Genomic DNA, 19,224 nt, shown 5'->3' on the forward strand with positions numbered 1-19,224 from the left:
CAGGCAGCGGCATTGTCATCTTGCAGGCGCTGTCTTGCTTCGCCCTCAACGGGATTTTGCCGAGGGTGAAGGCGTGGCGAGGCTCATTGCACAACATCGGCTGTGGTCGCATAGACGATGAGAGGCACGATCAGCAGGCTGAACAGCAGGGTGATGATCGCCTTTGTGCCGATGGCATTGACGGGCGTCAGAACGCCATCTCCAATCAACGGCAAAGCAAGAAAAAGCGGTAAGGCGAAGGCAATCGCACAAAGCACAGCCACAACCACCGAACGGGGCAACACATTGCGGGGCAACCGGCTGAACACCGGATGAGATGTGATCCCCGCATCGCGGAGCATAGTTCCGTCCGCGAATGCTTTCCGGATGAAAAACGTCCCGAGCAATACCGACAACAACCCGATCCAAATCGGTGTCATCGCCAGATCAGCGCTTACCTCGCCAAGAGCAAGCTGCTGTTCTGCGCCCCACAGATACGAAGTGTATGCCGAGTTGATCGCCACGTTGAAGGCGGCGATCCCAAAGGCTTGAGCAAGTAGGAAGGTGCGGAAGGTCATTGGTCAGGTCCTTTCTTTTTTGGGGGGGAATGGCGTATCGGACAAATGCCGGGATGGGGAAGCGTCAGGCGGTCAAGACCGACGACGCGGGGGCGGTGCCGGTCAGGCATCCCATGCCCCTAAGCGTGCACTCGATCGCGGTGGCAAGCGGTGTCCGCGGTTCCTCACCCAGCAAGTCCACCAGCCGCGTATTGTCCAGCCGCATGGGATGGCGCCAGACGGGTTCGATTTCGAGGGCTTCTTTTGGAAAGCCGCCGAAGGGGGCAAACAACCGCATCAACCACCACGGGAAGGCCTTTTGCGGCACATCGCGGCCGACCACCGCGCGGATCGTGTTCAGCATGGTCTGCCCATCCGCGTCCCAGGTTCCTTGGAACTGGACAATCTCATGGGGGCGCAACTTGTCTGAGATATCAAGCAGTCGTGCGAAGGTTTCGGCGAGATCGGGCAGATACGCGTAATCATGCGGCACGCCGGGTGCCATGCTCACCACCTTCCTTACCTGCCTGTCGGGTAGGATCATTGCCTGTGCGAACCAACTTGCCCGTGTGTCAGGGCCATAGAAATCGCCGGCCCGAACAATCAGGCTTGGAACCTCCGGCGCGGCTTCGGCAAGACGTCGTTCCAATGCGACACGGATTTTTCCTTTGCGGGTCAACGCATTTTGCACTGTCATCTCGTCAATGATCGGGGTCGTCGCCGGATCGTAATTGTAGACCGTGCCCGGCAGCACAATGCGCGCGCCGTCCGCGGCGCGCGCAGCGGCAATCGTGTTGTCGATCATCGGCAGCACAACGGTGTCCCAATTCCGGTAACCCGGCGGGTTTACGGCATGGATGATCGCGTGAACGGCGCCCCCATCCGTAGCGGCCCGAACGACCTCTTCCCGGTTCATTGCATCACCAGTGATGAAGTTTGGCGTGGTCGGGCCCGTCCAGCCAGCCTTGGCCTTGACAATGTCGCGGACCATGGCCCGAACGATCCAACCCTGGTCGGCCAGCGCGCGGGCCACCGCACCTCCGATGCCGCCGGTCGCGCCCAAAACGAGCACCGTATGTGTGTCTTTGCAAGTCTGTGTCATGTCATCCTCCTTGCGGTGATAGGAGGAAGATGGCGTTGCATCGGGCAGAAAGGAATTGTCTAAATATTCCAGACAGCTCATAAAATTATTATGAACACGCATAGACGCACCGAAGCTGAATGGGATGATCAACGCGCCTTTCTGGCGGTCATAGAGGAGGGCAGCCTTTCAGCCGCCGCGCGTCGTCTGGCGATCTCGCAACCCACTGTTCGCACACGGATTTCCGCGTTGGAACACGCGCTTGGCACTGCGCTGTTCGTGCGTTCAGTCAATGGAATGGCGCCCACACAGCAGGCGCTGGCGCTTGCGGGCCACGTGCGAGCGATGCAGCGGGCGTCGGAGGCCATGGTGCGGGCGGCCTCCTCTCCGCCCAATGGGGTCGGCGGCGTCGTGCGGTTGAGCGTGTCGGAATTTGTCGGGATCGAAGTCCTGCCGCCGATGTTGGCTGCGTTGCGCGCGCATCATCCGGGCCTTCGCGTCGAACTCATCCTGTCCAATACCAGCGCCAATCTCCTGGAACAGGAAGTGGATATCGCGTTGCGCATGACCGATCCGAGACAACAAGCATTGGTTGCCCAGAAAATCGCGACCATCCCGCTGGGATTGTTCGCCCATCGCGACTACCTAGAGCGGCGTGGGGTACCGAAGAGCGTGGATGATCTCGCACATCACGACATCATAGGCCCTGATCGATCCAAGGCCGATCTGGATCTCGCCGCGCAGGTCTTGCCGAGTGTGTCGCCCCAGGATTTTGTGCTGAGAACCGACAGCCATCCCGCGCAATTCGCCGCCGTTCGCGCGGGTCTGGGAATCGCCGCAGTGCAGATACCTGTCGCCCGACAGAACCAGGCCCTCCGTCAGGTGCTACCCTCTCTACAGGTCGATGCAATGGACACCTGGCTGGTCACCCATGAGGATTTGCGAAATGTCCCGCGGGTGCGCGTGGTGATGGACCATCTGGCCAGGGCATTCAGGACATGATGCCGCGACGCGATGAACCCGAAACTTGAGCGCATGCCGGCATCGACTTGCAAAGCCTTCGAATTGCAACCTTTCTTGGAGGATCTAACTGCGGGCCGCGCTTGGTTGGTTTGTCTGTCTGACTTTGTGCTTCGAGGGACAGTCTGACGTAAGTTGATCGAGGCGGGTGTCTGGCCAAGTGCAACCAAAATGAGACAGAGCCTGGGCGGACAGATCGCGAACGGCATCCGCCGTGCCACGCGCGAACTCCATCGAGTGGACAAGAAGATCGAGATCATGGTGGATGGCAATATGCGCGAGGACAGTATCGCAGAGTTTCATCGTCGCGCGGATTGAGGGAGTGTGAGAAAACAGAGCTGACTGCCGTTTTCCCGACGGATACCCAGGGCTTGTACCGTAGCTGGTAGCGTTCCGAGAGGCTGGAAGAAACGCTTAGCGGGCGAAACGGCGCTTGCAGCGACGTCATTGTGATGCTCGCCTCGGTACAAATCTCGGATGCATCAAGGCAAAATGCCTGAACCGAAACACACTCAACGCGATCTCATCGACAGCTGATCAGACGTGCTGCAGAACTTGATAGCGGGCCCGAAGAAACGGGTGGTTTGCCGCCGCCGTGACCGTGTTTAACACCGAGTGCAGAGGCCGTGTGATCGATGGCAGCTTGTTGCCAAGTCTCGGCAAAAGCCGCCGGGACACATTGCCTTGAACGTCCTATGGCAATCTACTAAGAGACCATGACTTTGCCGACCCGCCACCTGTTTGCCTGGATGGTCGCCCCCCTTGCCCTACGGGTATCCCACGATGACGCAGCCGAATACGCCAAACACGAGGGTCCTGTTCTCGCCCCAAGACCGTACGAATTTGCGTTGGTTCTGGCGCTCATATCTGCGCGATCGATCGCTTTGGCTGTTAGGCGTTTTGGGCATGGTGAGCATTCAGGGGGTCGTCTACCAGCAATTTCTCCAACTCACTGAGAACGGTCTGCGCGTCATCTTTGAGGACGGGCAGTTATATCAACTGGCGTTGATCTGCGCCTATGTCTTCTTCCTGTTCGCGGTGCGCGCGCTTTTATCCTATCTGGTGCCTCGGCTGTCAGTCTGGCTTGCCAGCGATGCCATCGTCAAACTCCGTGCTGATCTCACGGCGCACCTGTTGATGCAGGATCTGTCCTATTTCGAGCGGACCAAAGTTGGAGATACGATCCTGCGCTTGGTCAACCAGGCCGATGGGATGGGCAGGTTCATCGGCGTCGGAACCGTAGGTGCGGTTCGCGATGCAGTTACCGTTGTGATCGTGGCCGGATATCTGATCTACAAGTCGCCATTGTTGTTTGTGGGGGCGGTAATCTTCATACCTGTGGTGATCTTTTTGATGCAGCAGATCTCGCATCGGATCAAAGATATCCAAGCCAAGGCCGAGAACGCGTTCGGTGACTACATCAACACCATCGAAGAAATGTCCAACGGCATGCGCACGGTGAAGATCTCAGGGCAAGAAGGGCGCGAGCGCGAGCGTCTTAACATTGCAGCCATTGGTATCCGCAGTCTGACGATCCGTTTGCAATCGGCCCAGGCCATGGTGGCGCCGGCCATCGATTTGGTATCGGCCTGCGCTTATGTCCTGGTGATCGGCGGCGGCGGATACATGGTGATCAGCGGTGATTTCAGGATTGATGCAGCAGGGATTATTACCTTTCTCTTGGGCCTTACGATCCTGTTTGATCCAGCCCGCCGTCTGGCGCAGTTTTTCGCCACGCTCCAGGCTTCGCTCATTCTGCTGGACAGCCTCCACAGCATTCTTCGGCTTAATGCTTCGGTGAAAGATATTCCTGGCGCGCGTGCCGAATTTGACGCCACAGGCGATATCTGCCTGGACGGGGTGCATTTCGCATATGAAGATGCCGAGCCTCTCTATCAGGGGCTCGATCTGACGATCGAAGGTGGTAAGACCACCGCCATTGTGGGAGCCACAGGATCGGGCAAGACCACTGTTCTTAGCCTCATTACCCGCCTCTACGAGGTAAACGATGGCGCTGTCACAATAAGCGGTGAGAATATCCAAGAGCTTCAAGTCAAGGCGCTGCGCAAGGCGTTCTCTGTGGTGGCACAGGATATCGTCATCTTCAACGCTTCGATTGCCGACAACATCCGTTACGTGCGCCCCGATGCCACCGATGCCGATCTTTGGGCCGCTGCCGAAGCCGCCGAGATTGCAGATCTGATGCGCGAACGGGGGGATACGCCCCTAGGCCCCAAGGGCAGCCAGTTGTCTGGGGGCCAAAAACAACGCATCGCCATTGCCCGCGCCGTTTTGCAGAATGCTCCGATCCTGTTGATGGACGAGGCTACGTCGGCCTTGGATCAGAAGACGGAGGAAAGGGTTCGCGATGCCCTCGAACGCGCCGCAAAGGGGCGCACCACTGTGATGATCGCCCACCGCCTGTCTACCGTCATCCATGCCGATTGGATCTATGTGCTAGATTTCGGGAAAGTGGTGGAACAGGGAACTCACAGTGACCTGATGGCTCACGATGGCCTCTATGCTGCGATGTACCGCTCACAAAAGACGGGCTATCAATGACAAGGTGAAGTCGTTGATAACACTCGGCCAAGGAAGCAGCCGCGAAGGACACGCCAAGGGCCGCTTCGCGCAGAATGTCCGCACCAATCGATAGATCGTTGCCCGCGATGCCGTAGCCTTCTTTTACCATTTTCGAGGCCAGTAAAGAACCGGGATTGACCCCAACGACAAGCGGCCCGTCCCCAAGTTCTTTCGCCAATTCGCGGGTCCAGATGGTGACGGCGAGCTTGCTTTGCGCATAAGCCTCATTGTGGCCAAGCTGCTTGTTCCCACGCATCGCGGCCAGATCGATCGGTGCTTGAGCGCTCACAATAGACCTTCGCTGATCAGCGCGCCAACGTCGGCAGTGAAAGACGAAACGATCCTTGACCTATCTAATGGGAACAACAGCGTTCGTCCTAAATCGACCAGAGCACCTGATGGTTGGTGATGGGCCTTTCAAATTGAACGACGGCATCGACAAACGCTTTTGCAAGATCTGTCATGGCTCGAAGGTTCGCCATCTGCAAAGCATCTTGTTCGGTCTCCCAAAGGCTGACGTTGGTCATCGCGCCTTGTGCAGCGTCGACGCCAGCGTAAAAGCCAAGATTGCCCTTGAGCCCTTGAATTGCCGGAACAAGAATAGCACGGCTTTCGTCCAGCAGGGCGTGAACGGTGTCGGCATTTGACGGTTGGAAACGGGCGAGTGAGATACGAATAACGGGCATGGTATAGCACCTTCTGAACGTGAGACGAGCTCGCGCTTGCCTCGTGGAAAGACGTGGAACTGATGGATTAGCGGGCGTGGTCCGTGTCGAACCGTTCGACGAAAATTTCCGACCCGGCGATCTGATAGCGCCCATCCCGGACCTCAACGGTGATTTCGTTGATGCCGCCGAGTGAGTAGCGATCGCCCATGAAGACAACATAGCGGAAGCGTGCGCGGATCTCATCGCGCCCAAAGGCAGTGACTTCCACATTCGATGCCACGTTGGCACGTGCCTTCTGCAACCCATTGACCGTTTGGTTGTAAAAGCCGCGTGCGTCATCGGTATCAAGACCCTCAAGCGCAATCCGTGTGCCATCGGGCAGGTTGAAAGCGATGGTGAAGTCCTCGGCGAAGACACCCGACTCAAGCATGACTTGCAGTTGCTCTTCCCCGGTCGAAGTCTGGGTGATGATCGTGTTCCAGCGTGCGACCAGGTTTTGGACATTGGCAAAGGCGACGGCCTGATCCGGCGTCTCGATTTGGGCCAATTGGGTGCCCTCATCGGTCAGGTGGCCAACTTGCGCGACCGAGGCAACTGGCGTGCCGACAAGTGCGGCAACCAATGCGGTTGTTGATAGGATGGTTCTGAATTTACGTGTCATGAGTGGCCTCCTTCCTTGTGCGTCAGGGTTGTCCTGGTGCTGCAAAAGACTTAGGAGATAGCTCTGCCATTCGGAAATCGAACGGTGTTAGATCAGTTATCCATGATATGAATAGCTGACGTCAGGCCACCAGTTCGACCTCCATCTTCACAAGCTGATCGCGGACCCAGCGATGCGACGGTGTAGCATCGGCCCGGTCATGCCAAAGCATCGCGATGGAAAACCCTTCGACAGGCAGTGGTGGATCGAAGATCTGCAGATGAGCGAACCGATTATCCACCAGACGCCGGGGCACCAATGCAATCAGATCGGAAGAGGCAACGATCTCAGGCACGATCAGAAAGCTTGGAACGGACAAGGCAACCCGCCGTGTCCGCCCGAGCCCTGTCAGGGCCGCATCGGTCGCGCCTTGAAAGCCGCCCCCGCGCGTTGAGACGACGATATGTTCAAGCGCGCAGAACAATTCCAGATCAAGCTCGCCATGGTTCGCCGGGTGATCCCGCCGTACAATCGCAACATAGCTTTCATTATAAAGCTTGCGCATACGCAACTGATCAGGTGCCGTTGAGGGTGTCATGAGCGCCAGATCGATCTCGGACCGCTCCATCTGCCCCTGCAATTGCGCACCATTGATCTGATGCCATGCCAATTGCAGCGCTGGCGCATCCTGACGAAGACGAGCGCTTAGCGGCCTGAGTTGCGTATACTGCACGTAGTCGGAGGCGGCGATGTTGATGACGCCGGCCGCGCTGGCAGGGTCAAACGCCCGACCATCCAACACGACTGCTCGAACCCCTTCCAATGCGGCGTGTAATGGGTCCTGAAGTTCCAAAGCGCGCGGCGTCGGGATCATGCCACGTTGAGTTGGCACCAGAAGCGGGTCCCCAAAAAGGTCGCGAAGCCGGTTGAGCCGCGCAGAAAGAGCAGGCTGCGAGATGTTTAAGCGCTTCGCCGCGCGCGTCACATTCCGTTCGGCGATCAGAGCATCCAGAGCGACGAGCAAATTAAGGTCGGTGGTTTTGGTATCAATCATTCTGATAGGAGTAGAGAAGGCGTCTAATCTGATCAATTGCCTGGATTGAGCCGATACCGGCAATTGGTACTTCTCGCAGCAATGTTAGATAAGGGATTAGTGCGTTGTAGGCTGGCCCGCGCCCGGACTGCAAAGAGCGGGACAAACCGGACTTGTGCAGCCACCGCTATTGCAGACGTGGCACGCATTCGGTCCTGCAGCACTTACATCTCTGCGTTGCGGCCCATGCCGCAAGAAAGGTCACTGAAGACTGATCTAATGGGTGAAATCCAAACCGTTCTTTTGCTGCTTGGCTGATCGACCATCGAGACGCAGGACAAAGCCACGGTTCGACGCAAGCCATTACGCTTTCATGCCGAACCACACTAGTTCTCAATCTGAACCGCAAACAGATACCCTGCCTCTGGATCGGCAATAAAGACAGTACCATCGGGCCCGACCGCGACGTCATGGGGCAGCACAAAACGTTGTGACATAGCTACTCTTGTGGCTGGTTCCAAATCTGCATCATTGAGAATGGTTTGAGACAAGCCTCGGCGAGACGCTTGTTCTTCTGTTAGGTTTTGGGTGTCGAGACGATCGCCTCCGTCGACAACGTACAAGCAGTCATCATCACCGATATCGAGGCCGAATGGACGGCCAAGCTCCGCACCCAGACGATGTGCCAGCACTTGCCCATCCGACGAGAACACCTGAATGCGTGCATTGCGGCGATCCGCAACAAAAAGTCGGCCTTCGCGATCGACCGCCAGCCCATGTAGCAGGTGAAAGGAACCAACTTCAGACCCACGGGAATTGCGTTCCCAGTTCAGGGCTCCCTCAGCATCAAACACTGCCAATCTTGCGTTTCGGTACCCATCGGTTACTGCAAACCCCCCATTGGGCAAGGGCACGACATCCGTCGGCCTTGCGAACGTCAAATCCGACATTGGAACCGGCAAACGCGGGAGGACGTTCCGTAGCCTTAAGGCCGGCTCCATCCAACGTGGATAGGCATCTCCGAAGGCACCCAGCAACGTCCCATCCTGAGAGAGTCTGATGACCGAATTCAGTCCGATGTCTGCCACCCATAGAGCTCCGTCCTCTCCGACGGAAAGGCCATGGGGATTTATGAAAATGCCATCACCGATTTCAGCCATCACTTCGGCAGTTTCAGGGTCAAGACGCACGATGACCGGTCGCTCAATCAATGTGCCATCGCCACTGAACCCACGATTGTCCCGGTGAATGGCGAAAACGTCCCCGTTTGGCCCAATTGCGACTGCAACAACATCAATTGGATTTCCATCATTCGGCCAGAACTGCCTTACCTCCCCCAGATCACTCGGATGCCTGGACGAATTCTGCTCAACACTAGCAACAGATGCAGGATCTAGAGAAAGACCTGCAACCAGCAGCGGGATCGCAAGTAGGATAGACAGAGGCACGATGAATTTTGACATGATCTGTGAATAACTTGACTTCTCGAACGGCAGCAATGTCCCGCAACGCGGTCATTTGCATCCAGATGAATGCTGCACCCGCCACCAATGACCGGTATTTGAGCCGCATCTCAGCGCGTGAGTTTGTACAGATGCAGAAGAATTCGGTCTGCGTGCGTACGCAGCGAGAAAATCGAATTCACAGGATGGGCTCGGTGCCGCGGTTGGAGGGCCTGAAGCATCTGCGCTTATCAGCGTCCTGTTTGTTTGGTGCCTGTTCTGGCTCGGCGAGATCTGGATGATTATGCCCGCCGCTGTCGGCTTTCCGCTGGTCGCACCTTTCGCTGCCGCAGGGCTCTATGAAATGTCCCGCCGGTTGCAGAAGGGGATAATCTCGGCTGGTCTGAAATCCTCACCGTGATGGCCAATCAACGCAAGCGCGAGATGGGCTGGATGGCCTTTGTTACACTGTTCATCTTTTGGGTGTGGGTGTACCAGTTCCGAACCGTACTGGTAATCGTGCTGCAAGATTCACCCTTCTCGGATTTTGATGGTTTCTTAAACATCATCATCTCGGTCACCATGCTGTTGTCGATGGTACTGGCGTTTCTGGGCTTGATTTTTATTCTGCCAGTCCCGGGCCACACCATGTGGCATCTCTATCGACGGGCGGTACCACCAATAGATGGGTGATCTATCCAGCGATCACGATGAGCATTTCTTGCTCTTTGCACGCCGGGAAAACGCGTTTCTCAGATCATAGAGAGATCTACCCGCTGCAACAGGCACTTCGCTCTCATAGGCCAGCGCGTCACTATGGGTTTGGAGAGTGTCGTCGTTGTTCTGGATACTCAATCGACACAATTCAGGTTTCAACGCTTTAGCTGATCCTTGGCCTTGCGATAAAGCCTGCGGTTGGCATCGATGAATTGCCGGATCAAAGGTGCAAACAGACCTCGTTCGCGCCCTCGTGAAAACAAGAAACCGCTGGCCGCCCCGATCACGGCGCCAAGCGCGTTGACGACCATATCGCCCATCGTATCATTCAGCCCACTTTTCTGCATGTTCAAGCCGAACGCTTGGTCCATGAAGAATTCGAACACCTCCCATAGGCTGCCCACCGTGACCGCCAAGCAAAAGGCCAAGAAGGCAATGGCAATAGGCGGGGCGGCGTATCGGTCGCCTTCAAAGAGCATAAAGATGAACAGGAACCCGAAGAGCCCGAAGCCAATCGCCGATATCCCATGTAGTGCAAGATCCCACCACCACACTCGGTCGTAGAAGCCAAATGCCTCACCCATAAAAATCGAAGCCGCAATGAACAGAGTTGTGGCCACAAAGAAGGGCGTTGGCACTGAAATCGACAAATGACGCGCAAGAACGACAGGTGCCAAAGACAGTCCGAGCGTCGCCAATGCGACAAAAGCGAGTGCGAAATTGCTCAGCGCGGAGGCGCCAAAGGCAAACAGAAGCAAGCCGATCCACACGAACAACAAAATAGGGCTCTGCTTTCGGAGGAATCGCATGATTTGCCCTTCGCACTCCTTCACCAGTCCCGTGCCAGGCCGCATATATAGGTGATGATCTACGCCGAAACAAAACGCGGATTGCGCGTTGTCAGTTACAACATCCGCAAGGCCCGAGGGCGAGACGGACGGCGCGATCCGTCGCGGATCCTGAACGTCATCAATGCACTGGATGCCGATGTGGTGGCTCTACAAGAGGCCGACAGACGCTTGGGCGATAGATCTGCTGCTTTGCCGCGCGCGCTCATCGAACGTGAAACCGATCTCGATGTCCTGGATGTCGCAGCAAATGACGTGAGCCTTGGATGGCACGGGAATGCCGTTCTGGTGCGCAAAGATTTGTCCGCAACAGGGGCGGACCGCATCGCCTTGCCAGGCCTTGAACCCCGAGGAGCCGTCCGGTTCAAACTGAACATTGACGGGCCGATGAGTGTTGTGGCGACCCATCTAGGGCTCAGACGCCGTGACCGTGTAGCGCAATTGCGCTGCCTTTCTCGTGTTCTTTCAGATGAGCCAAGCGCCCTCATCGTGGGCGATTTCAATGAATGGTCGCGAACAAAGGGAATGGAACCGATCGTCGACAGATTTCACGTCGTCACACCAGGCGCCTCCTTTCACTCAGCACGTCCCATGGTGTCTTTGGATAGATTTGCGCTTGCCGGCGAGGTGATGGTGCGGGCGTCAGGCGTTCAACAAAACGCGCTCACACGCGTTGCATCCGATCACCTGCCAGTCTGGTTGGATTTGGACTTCGGTTGAGCGGCGGAGCCCCCGTCTGACGCCCCCATCGTCGCCCAGCCCTAAGGGGAGCAAAGCCAGTCGCCGCGACCCTCTGAACGCCTAACCGGTCGAAGGTTGATCTGTGTCAACACCAGTACCCGAGCGTCTCGGTATAGTGGCAAACCACATCAGAACGCAGTGAGGGCATGGCATGAACGCTAATGAAATCGCCGCTGACAAAGATGAAAACGAGGGAACATCTCGCTTTCCAACGGCTTATACCATTCTGTTTTTATTGATCGTTTTGGTCGCCGGGCTGACCTGGATCATCCCTGCTGGCCAATACGAACGAGCTCTGAATGAAGAGGTAGGTCGTGAAGTGGCCATACCGGGCACCTATGCCGAAGTAGACGCCAATCCACAGGGTTTGATCGACGTGTTGTTGGCGCCGATTGCGGGCTTCTACGATCCTGACAGCTACGCCGCGAATGCAATCGATGTGGCGTTGTTCGTCTTGCTTCTGGGCGGTTTTCTCGGCGTCGTAAACGCCACCGGAGCGATCGATACCGGCATCCGCGCCGCCATGCGACGGGTCGAAGGGCATGAGATCTGGATGATACCTTTTCTCATGGTGCTCTTTGCACTGGGCGGCACGACTTACGGGATGGCAGAGGAGACCATTGCATTCTACGCGATCTTGATGCCTGTCGTGCTCCGCGCTGGCTATGACACGGTAACCGGTGTTGCCATTATTCTGATCGGCGCGGGGATCGGGGTGCTTGGGTCGACCATCAATCCGTTTGCCACAATCATCGCGTCGAATGCTGCGGCAATCCCGTTCACCGACGGTCTCGGCCTAAGGCTCGTTCTACTAGGTGGCGGCCTGCTGATCTGCAGTGCCTATGTGATGCGATACGCGCGACGCGTAAAGCTGGATCCTTCCCGGTCAATCGTGGCCAGACTGCATGCACGACATAAGGCCCATTTCCTATCGGATGATCCGCAACGTCAGACCGACAAACTGACGGTAACGCAGTCGATCATCCTGGTTCTGTTCGGGCTAACCTTTGCGGCCATGATCTGGGGTGTCGCGCTGCAAGGCTGGTGGATGGCGCAGATGGGGGCGCTGTTCTTGGGGGCCGCGATCATCGTCGGTCTTGTCGCTCGGTTGGGAGAAAAGGCGCTTACGGGGGCCTTTGTCGACGGGGCAAAGGAGTTGCTTGGCGTGGCGCTGGTGATCGGGCTCGCGCGCGGCATCGTGGTGATCATGGAAAACGGAATGATCGCAGACACGATCCTGCATAATGCGGCCAACACGCTTGGGGATCTTTCCGACATCGCCTTTATCAATTCGATGTTCGGCATTCTCGCGGGCATGAGTTTCTTTGTGCCGTCGTCTTCGGGGCTTGCGGTGCTGTCGATGCCAATCCTTGCGCCGCTATCCGATTTCGCGGGTGTCAGCCGCGAGCTTGTTGTGACCGCCTACCAATCCGCGAATGGGCTGGTCAACTTGATCAACCCGACCTTTGCAGTGGTCATCGGCGGGCTTGCGATCGGTCGGGTGCCTTACGAACGGTGGCTGATGTTCATCTGGCCGCTGCTTCTGATCCTGACCGTTTTCATCATGGGCGCGCTCAGCATCTCCGTAATCATCTGAGGGAGGATCGCAATGGAGAACCCGTCTATTGGCGTTCATTCGGAAACCGGGCAATTGCGCCAGGTGATCCTGTGCCGTCCGGGCTTGGCTCACAGGCGTCTGACCCCGGGCAATTGCGCTGAACTCCTGTTTGACGATGTCTTTTGGGTCAAGCAGGCCCAAAAGGACCACGACGCCTTCGCCCTTGCGATGCGCGAAACCGGTATCGACGTTCTGGATTTTGGCGAACTGCTTGCCGAGGTGCTCGATACGGTCGACGGCCGGACATGGACACTTGATCGACGGATCGTGCCCCATATGGTCGGTGTTGGCATGCTACGCGAACTCCGCGAATGGTGTGATCAGCAGACCGGTCAGACGCTCTCTGACCACATGCTGGGCGGGCTTACCGTCAGCGATGTCCCTTTCAGCGCGGAGAGCATGTTTGGCAGTTATCTGGGCCCGCTTGGTTTCATCTTGCCGCCATTGCCCAATGCGCTTTTCACACGGGATATGAGCGCGTGGATCTACGGTGGCGTGACGCTGAACCCAATGCATTGGGAGGCGCGCCGTCCCGAAACCCTGCTTATGACCGCAATCTATCGCTTTCACCCGAAGTTTGTCGGCAAGACGAAAGTCTGGTGGGGAGATCCTGATCGCAACTACGGCCTCGCGACACTGGAGGGCGGCGACATCATGCCCATCGGGGATGGTATCGTACTGGTGGGCATGGGGGAGCGCACGACACCGCAAGCCGTTGGTTTATTGGCGGAAGCGCTTTTTGAACAAGGCGGAGCCCACCGCGTGATTGCGTGCCAAATGCCAAAATCCCGCGCCGCGATGCATCTGGACACAGTGTTCACCTTTTGCGGTGGGGATGTGATTACCAGTTTCACCGAGGTTGCCGAAGGCATTGCCTGCTATGATCTGCGGCCCGGAGAAGGGCCAGCGGCCTTGGACATCCGAAAAAACGAGCGACCGATTTTTGACATCGTCGCCGAATGTCTCGGATATCCGAAGCTGACCGTGGTGCCGACCGGTGGGGACGATCTGTTCGAACAGGCGCGCGAACAATGGAACGACGGCAACAATGTCCTCGCTCTCAAACCTGGCACGGTCATTGGCTACGATCGAAACGATGACACCAACTCAGCGCTGCGCGCGGCGGGCATCGATGTAATCGAAGTGCCGGGTGCTGAACTTGGGCGTGGCCGTGGCGGAGGCCGTTGCATGAGCTGTCCGACAATCCGTGACCCGATCTGAGGAGCTTGACCATGGCATTCAATTTGCGCAATCGGCACTTCCTGACGCTTCGAGATTTCACGCCAGAGGAGATTGGCTTTCTGCTACGTCTTTCGGCCGATCTTAAATCGGCCAAATACGCAGGAACCGAGGTGCCCCAACTCAAGGGTAAAGAAATCGCCCTGATCTTTGAGAAGGACTCCACCCGCACCCGCGTGGGCTTCGAGGTCGCGGCCCATGATCAAGGTGCCAACGTCACCTATCTCGGCCCCTCCGGCACCCATCTGGGCCGTAAGGAAACCGTCAAGGACACCGCCCGCGTTCTGGGGCGGATCTATGACGCGATCGAGTATCGTGGCTTTGGTCAGAGTATCGTCGAAGAACTGGCCACCCATGCCGGCGTACCCGTCTACAATGGTCTGACCGACGAGTTTCATCCCACTCAGATCCTTGCGGATTTTCTCACCATGCGAGAGCATTGCGATAAGCCGCTCGGCCGCATCGCGTTCGCATTTCTTGGCGATGCCGCGAACAACATGGGCGACAGCCTGATGATCGGCGCCGCCAAGATGGGCATGGACATCCGGCTATGCGCACCGCGGAGCTGTTGGCCTGACAAAGCTATAGAAGCTGAGGCGCGCGACGTCGCCCAGACAACGGGTGCACGCATTCTGCTAACCGAAGACGTGGACAAGGGGGTTGCAGGTAGCGATTTCGTTTACACCGACGTCTGGCTGTCGATGGGCGAACCAAAAGAGAAATGGCGGGACCGCATCGCGTTGATGAAACCCTATCAGGTAACCGCGGAGGTCATGTCCAGAACGGGCAATCCCGAGGCCAAATTCATGCACTGCCTTCCGGCCTTTCACAACGCAGAGACGACCGTGGGTGCTGAAATCGCGCAGGAATATGGCATGACATCAATGGAAGTCACCGAAGAGGTCTTCGAAAGCCCGGCATCCATTGTGTTCGATCAGGCAGAAAACCGGCTTCATACGATCAAGGCAGTCTTGGTCGCCACGCTTGGAGCTTGAGATGCGGGTGGTCGTCGCGCTTGGCGGAAACGCGCTTTTGAAACGGGGTGAACCGCTTACCGCAACAAACCAGCGCCGCAACATCGCTGAGGCCGCCCTTGTCTTGGCTGCCCTGGTGAATGATGGTCACGAGCTGGTCATTACCCACGGCAACGGCCCCCAAGTCGGGTTGCTCGCGCTTCAGGGGGCCGCCTACAAACCCGATGAAGCCTACCCCTTAGACATTTTGGGAGCCGAGACAGAGGGTATGATCGGCTATCTCATCGAACAAGAAGTAGAGAACGCCCTGGAACACAGCCGTGCGGTGGCCACTTTGCTGACGCAGATTGTCGTCGATCCCAAGGACAGCGCGTTTTCCAGGCCAACGAAATTTGTCGGCCCCATCTATGGCTCAGAACGCGAAGCCCGCAATATTGCGAAAGACAGAGGATGGAGCGTTGCCCGAGACGGGAACAGTTGGCGACGCGTTGTGGCGTCACCGCAGCCAGTGGAGATACCCGATCTCAAGATTCTCCAGATCCTCTTGGACAACGACGTCGTCGTCATATGCGCCGGTGGCGGAGGTATCCCCGTCATTCGTCGGAATGACGGCAGCCTGCTTGGGGTCGAAGCGGTCATAGACAAAGACCATGCAAGCAAACTGCTTGCCGATCAGATCGAAGCGGATGCGTTGCTTTTGCTAACAGATATGGACGGCGTATATCGGGATTTTGGAACTGACAGCGCCAGGAAGATCGAGCTTCTGACAGAAGACCAACTGGCAGCGCTCGATTTGCCTGAAGGCTCGATGGCACCCAAAGTGTCGGCGGCGATGGAATTCACCCGCAATTCCGACCGTTTCGCGGCCATTGGCGCGCTCAAAGACGCCCGCAGGATCCTTTCTGGCAGTGCTGGAACGCGCGTTAGCGCTTGACCATGGGCGATCCCAATCCTGACCTTAGTACGAGCACATCAAGACCTCACTTCTCGAAAAGGACTGATAGGTGAACAACGACCTCATCTCCAAGCAGTTTGATCTCGATGCGTCTCATTCCAAAGAGCCTATCGCGGTTTTCGAAGCGCTCGGATCGTCCACAGATGGGCTTTCCAGTGCCGAGGCCGCCAGGCGTCTAGACCTCTTTGGGCGCAATCAACCGCCAGCGCGAAAAGAGAAAAACGTCGTGCTGCGCTTTTTGCGTCATTTCAATCATGTGCTGATCTACGTGCTGATCGGTGCTGCCACGGTCACATTGCTGCTGGGGCATCACATCGACACCGTGGTGATCCTGACTGTGGTTTTTGTGACCGCGATCATTGGTTTTGTCCAGGAAGGCCGCGCTGAACAGGCGATGGAGGCGATCCGCGAGCTACTTGCGCCGCAGGCTTCGGTGCTTCGAGGCGGGCAACGCACCTCAATCGATAGCGCCGAGGTGGTGCCGGGCGATGTCGTGCTGCTTGAGGCAGGCGATAAACTACCCGCCGACCTGCGCCTGTTCCAGATCCACGGGCTTCAGGTCCAAGAAGCCATGCTGACGGGTGAATCGGTTGCCATTGAAAAGACCCTAGAGCCGGTAAGCGCCGATGCGGCCATCGGGGACCGGACCTGTATGGCGTTCGGCGGCACTCTGGTCACTGCCGGTCAGGGCCGTGGCATCGTGACGGCGACCGCAAATCGGACCGAGATCGGCCGCATCAGTGGGATGCTTTCCGATGTGGATGAACTGACCACGCCGTTGGTCGAACAAATGAACACCTTCTCGCGCTGGCTGACATTGTTCATTCTGGCCGTTGCGGCGATCATGCTCGTCTTCGGATACTTCGTCGCTGGGTATGACTTTTTCGAACTGTTCATGGCCGTCGTTGTGCTGGCGGTGTCCGCCATACCTGAGGGTCTACCGGCGGTCTTGTCGATCACCCTGGCGATCGGCGTGCAAGCCATGGCACGGCGCCATGCCATCGTGCGACGCCTTCCAGCTATCGAAACCGTCGGCTCGGTGTCAGTGATCTGCACCGATAAAACCGGGACACTGACGCGCAACGAGATGGTCGTGACCGATGTTGTGACTGCCAGCGGAGTTCTGGACATAGAAGGAGACGGCTACACTCCCAACGGGCAGGTATTACACGAAGGACAATCAGTGGCCCCAGAAGACGACGACGCCCTGCGCCAGCTCGCCTTGGCTGCGGCGCGTTGTAACGATGCCCAATTGCAAGAGATCGATGGCGTCTGGAAGGTTAACGGCGACCCGATGGAAGGAGCCCTTCTAACACTTGCCTGGAAGGTCTTTGGCCGTCGCGCGGAGATTGGCGATACATGGTCCCGGCGTGATCTTATTCCGTTCGACTCGCGACAAAGATTCATGGCCACCATGGAAAGACGCGCTGACGATGCCCTTGTGACCTTTGTCAAAGGGGCGCCCGAGCAAGTGCTTGCCATGTGTTCGACCGAACAAAATTCAGCCGGCACCACACGTGGTTTTGACAGTGCGCAATGGGCGGCTAAGGCAGCAGAGTTGGCAAGCCAAGGTCGGCGCGTTCTGGCACTTGCCAGCAAAAAGATGGAGCCGAGTACCACCAAGCTTACTATCGGCGATATCGACGGTAGGCTTACCCTCCTCGGGCTCGTCGGCATCATCGACCCGCCCCGCGCGGAAGCCATCGAAGCCGTTGCCGAATGTCGTGGCGCGGGAATTGCCGTAAAGATGATCACCGGTGACCACGCGGGCACAGCGGCAGCCATTGGCGCAGAGATCGGGCTGGCCCACGGCAGCGCCGTCATGACGGGCGCACAGATTGATCAAATGGACGATGCGCAGCTTGCGGCCCATGTTCTGGATATAGACATCTTCGCCCGGACCAGCCCTGAGCACAAATTGCGCTTGGTGCGTGCCTTGCAATCCCATGGTTTGTCGGTGGCAATGACGGGTGACGGAGTAAACGATGCCCCAGCCTTGAAACGCGCCGATGTCGGTATCGCTATGGGGAAGAAAGGGTCCGAAGCCGCAAAGGAAGCCGCCGATATCGTGCTGGCCGATGACAATTTCGCCTCCATCGCCGCGGCTGTGCGCGAAGGGCGCACGGTGTTCGACAACATAAAGAAGGTGATTAGTTGGCTGCTTCCAACCAATGGCGGGGAATCCCTGACCGTTGTGGTGGCGCTTCTGCTTGGCCTCGCTCTCCCGATCAGCCCCCTGCAGCTGTTGTGGGTTAACCTCGTCACCGCCATCACGCTTGGAATCGCGCTCGCTTATGAGCCAACAGAGGAAAACACCATGCGTCGGCCACCACGGTCACGTAACGCACCAATCCTAGGGCCGGAACTTGTCTGGCACATCGTTCTGGTCTCGACGCTATTTCTGGCGGGTGTCTTCGGCATATTCAGCTATGCGTTGAAACAGGGCTACGATCTCGCCTTGGCACAGACGCTGTCGCTCAATACGCTGGTGGTGCTCAAGATCTTTCACCTGTTCTTTGTCCGAAACATCTACGGGACCTCGTTGACATGGGATGCGGTGCGAGGGACACGGGTCGTCTGGCTATGCGTGATCTCTGTGACCTTGCTGCAGTTCGCCGTAACCTACCTGCCACCGCTCCAAACCGCTTTCGGCACTTCAGACGTTTCGGTGACCGATGGTTTAATAATCGTTGGCTTGGGAGTGGTATTGTTCGTGTTGCTCGAGCTGGAGAAGCAACTTGCGCTTACCCTCGGCTCGCGCCGCCAAACCCAGGTTATTAAGAGTTGATGAGGATGTTCAGCCAGGAAGCGACAGATCGCCCAAATCATTTGAATTGATTTGCAGATTTTGGATCCTGATGGTCGCGCCGCGGCGGACACAGCTCAGCAACATGTTACAGGACTTGCTGGGCGAGTTCGGGATCGTGATCGCAAAGGGGATTGGCAGTGCTGTCAAGTTTGCTAATGCGAGCCGCCCTAGCTCTAGACGAGATACAACCTTGGTTTGGGTAGTTTCGCGACGAAGAAACGACGCATGCCCCCGACGCTACGCCGAGATTTATCCATCACTTCCGTTGCTTAACAGCGATGGTCTGACGCATGCATCGGCAGCGGCGTTGATGTCCGTGC

16 protein-coding genes and 1 pseudogene are annotated in these 19,224 nt (G+C 57.2%); 10 read left to right on the top strand and 7 right to left on the bottom strand.

What is annotated here, in order from left to right; translation table 11 throughout:
* Window positions 1-83: 83 nt before the first annotated feature.
* Both V8J82_RS22985 and V8J82_RS22990 read right to left on the bottom strand, forming a co-directional pair.
* Window positions 84-557, bottom strand: a complete 474-nt coding sequence (locus V8J82_RS22985) for a hypothetical protein (protein ID WP_339979291.1) — start codon at window positions 555-557, stop codon at window positions 84-86.
* A gap of 64 nt (window positions 558-621) precedes the next feature.
* Window positions 622-1,638 carry an NAD-dependent epimerase/dehydratase family protein gene (locus V8J82_RS22990; protein WP_339979294.1) on the bottom strand — a complete coding sequence of 339 codons (1,017 nt, stop codon included), beginning with the start codon at window positions 1,636-1,638 and terminating at the stop codon, window positions 622-624.
* Window positions 1,639-1,728: 90 nt separating this feature from the next.
* On the opposite strand from V8J82_RS22990, the gene V8J82_RS22995 reads away from it, so the two are divergent.
* The 3 genes from V8J82_RS22995 to V8J82_RS23005 all read left to right on the top strand — a co-directional run bounded on the left by V8J82_RS22995 (window position 1,729) and on the right by V8J82_RS23005 (window position 5,199).
* The gene (locus V8J82_RS22995; protein WP_339979296.1) at window positions 1,729-2,619 is read left to right on the top strand and encodes a LysR family transcriptional regulator; all 891 of its coding nucleotides are present in this window, start codon (window positions 1,729-1,731) and stop codon (window positions 2,617-2,619) included.
* 189 nt (window positions 2,620-2,808) lie between these two features.
* On the top strand, window positions 2,809-2,955 hold the full coding sequence (locus V8J82_RS23000; protein WP_339979298.1) for a hypothetical protein: 147 nt from the start codon (window positions 2,809-2,811) through the stop codon (window positions 2,953-2,955).
* Window positions 2,956-3,543: 588 nt separating this feature from the next.
* Entirely contained in the window at window positions 3,544-5,199 is a 1,656-nt protein-coding gene (locus V8J82_RS23005) for an ABC transporter ATP-binding protein (RefSeq protein WP_339979301.1), read from the top strand.
* Window positions 5,200-5,597: 398 nt separating this feature from the next.
* Here V8J82_RS23005 and V8J82_RS23010 read toward each other — a convergent pair whose 3' ends face one another.
* The 4 genes from V8J82_RS23010 to V8J82_RS23025 form a co-directional block, all read right to left on the bottom strand.
* Window positions 5,598-5,906 carry a hypothetical protein gene (locus tag V8J82_RS23010; RefSeq protein WP_339979304.1) on the bottom strand — a complete coding sequence of 103 codons (309 nt, stop codon included), beginning with the start codon at window positions 5,904-5,906 and terminating at the stop codon, window positions 5,598-5,600.
* Between the two features lie 67 nt (window positions 5,907-5,973).
* Complete coding sequence (locus V8J82_RS23015) at window positions 5,974-6,549, bottom strand: hypothetical protein (RefSeq protein WP_339979306.1); 576 nt, start codon at window positions 6,547-6,549, stop codon at window positions 5,974-5,976.
* Between the two features lie 121 nt (window positions 6,550-6,670).
* Entirely contained in the window at window positions 6,671-7,582 is a 912-nt protein-coding gene (locus tag V8J82_RS23020) for a LysR family transcriptional regulator (RefSeq protein WP_339979308.1), read from the bottom strand.
* A gap of 365 nt (window positions 7,583-7,947) precedes the next feature.
* On the bottom strand, window positions 7,948-9,024 hold the full coding sequence (locus tag V8J82_RS23025; RefSeq protein WP_339979311.1) for an NHL repeat-containing protein: 1,077 nt from the start codon (window positions 9,022-9,024) through the stop codon (window positions 7,948-7,950).
* A 283-nt stretch (window positions 9,025-9,307) separates the two neighbouring features.
* On the opposite strand from V8J82_RS23025, the pseudogene V8J82_RS23030 reads away from it, so the two are divergent.
* Window positions 9,308-9,696: pseudogene (locus V8J82_RS23030) on the top strand (DUF2189 domain-containing protein).
* 179 nt (window positions 9,697-9,875) lie between these two features.
* On the opposite strand, the gene V8J82_RS23035 reads toward V8J82_RS23030, so the two are convergent.
* Window positions 9,876-10,529: a DUF2238 domain-containing protein gene (locus V8J82_RS23035; RefSeq protein ID WP_339979313.1), complete on the bottom strand. Its 654-nt coding sequence runs from the start codon at window positions 10,527-10,529 to the stop codon at window positions 9,876-9,878.
* 54 nt (window positions 10,530-10,583) lie between these two features.
* On the opposite strand from V8J82_RS23035, the gene V8J82_RS23040 reads away from it, so the two are divergent.
* The 6 genes from V8J82_RS23040 to V8J82_RS23065 all read left to right on the top strand — a co-directional run bounded on the left by V8J82_RS23040 (window position 10,584) and on the right by V8J82_RS23065 (window position 18,883).
* On the top strand, window positions 10,584-11,288 hold the full coding sequence (locus V8J82_RS23040) for an endonuclease/exonuclease/phosphatase family protein (RefSeq protein ID WP_339979315.1): 705 nt from the start codon (window positions 10,584-10,586) through the stop codon (window positions 11,286-11,288).
* Between the two features lie 172 nt (window positions 11,289-11,460).
* A complete protein-coding gene (locus V8J82_RS23045; protein WP_339979317.1) occupies window positions 11,461-12,906 on the top strand; it encodes a YfcC family protein in 1,446 nt (481 codons plus the stop codon).
* 12 nt (window positions 12,907-12,918) lie between these two features.
* A complete protein-coding gene (locus V8J82_RS23050; protein WP_339979319.1) occupies window positions 12,919-14,148 on the top strand; it encodes an arginine deiminase in 1,230 nt (409 codons plus the stop codon).
* Window positions 14,149-14,159: 11 nt separating this feature from the next.
* Entirely contained in the window at window positions 14,160-15,161 is a 1,002-nt protein-coding gene (gene argF / locus V8J82_RS23055) for an ornithine carbamoyltransferase (RefSeq protein ID WP_339979322.1), read from the top strand.
* A 1-nt stretch (window position 15,162) separates the two neighbouring features.
* Window positions 15,163-16,074 (top strand): carbamate kinase, encoded by a 912-nt coding sequence (gene arcC / locus V8J82_RS23060; protein WP_339979325.1) that lies wholly within the window; start codon window positions 15,163-15,165, stop codon window positions 16,072-16,074.
* 70 nt (window positions 16,075-16,144) lie between these two features.
* Window positions 16,145-18,883 (top strand): cation-transporting P-type ATPase, encoded by a 2,739-nt coding sequence (locus V8J82_RS23065; RefSeq protein ID WP_339979328.1) that lies wholly within the window; start codon window positions 16,145-16,147, stop codon window positions 18,881-18,883.
* Window positions 18,884-19,224 lie beyond the last annotated feature (341 nt).

This window comes from Gymnodinialimonas mytili, from assembly GCF_037544085.1.
Taxonomy (GTDB): Bacteria; Pseudomonadota; Alphaproteobacteria; order Rhodobacterales; family Rhodobacteraceae; genus Gymnodinialimonas; species Gymnodinialimonas mytili.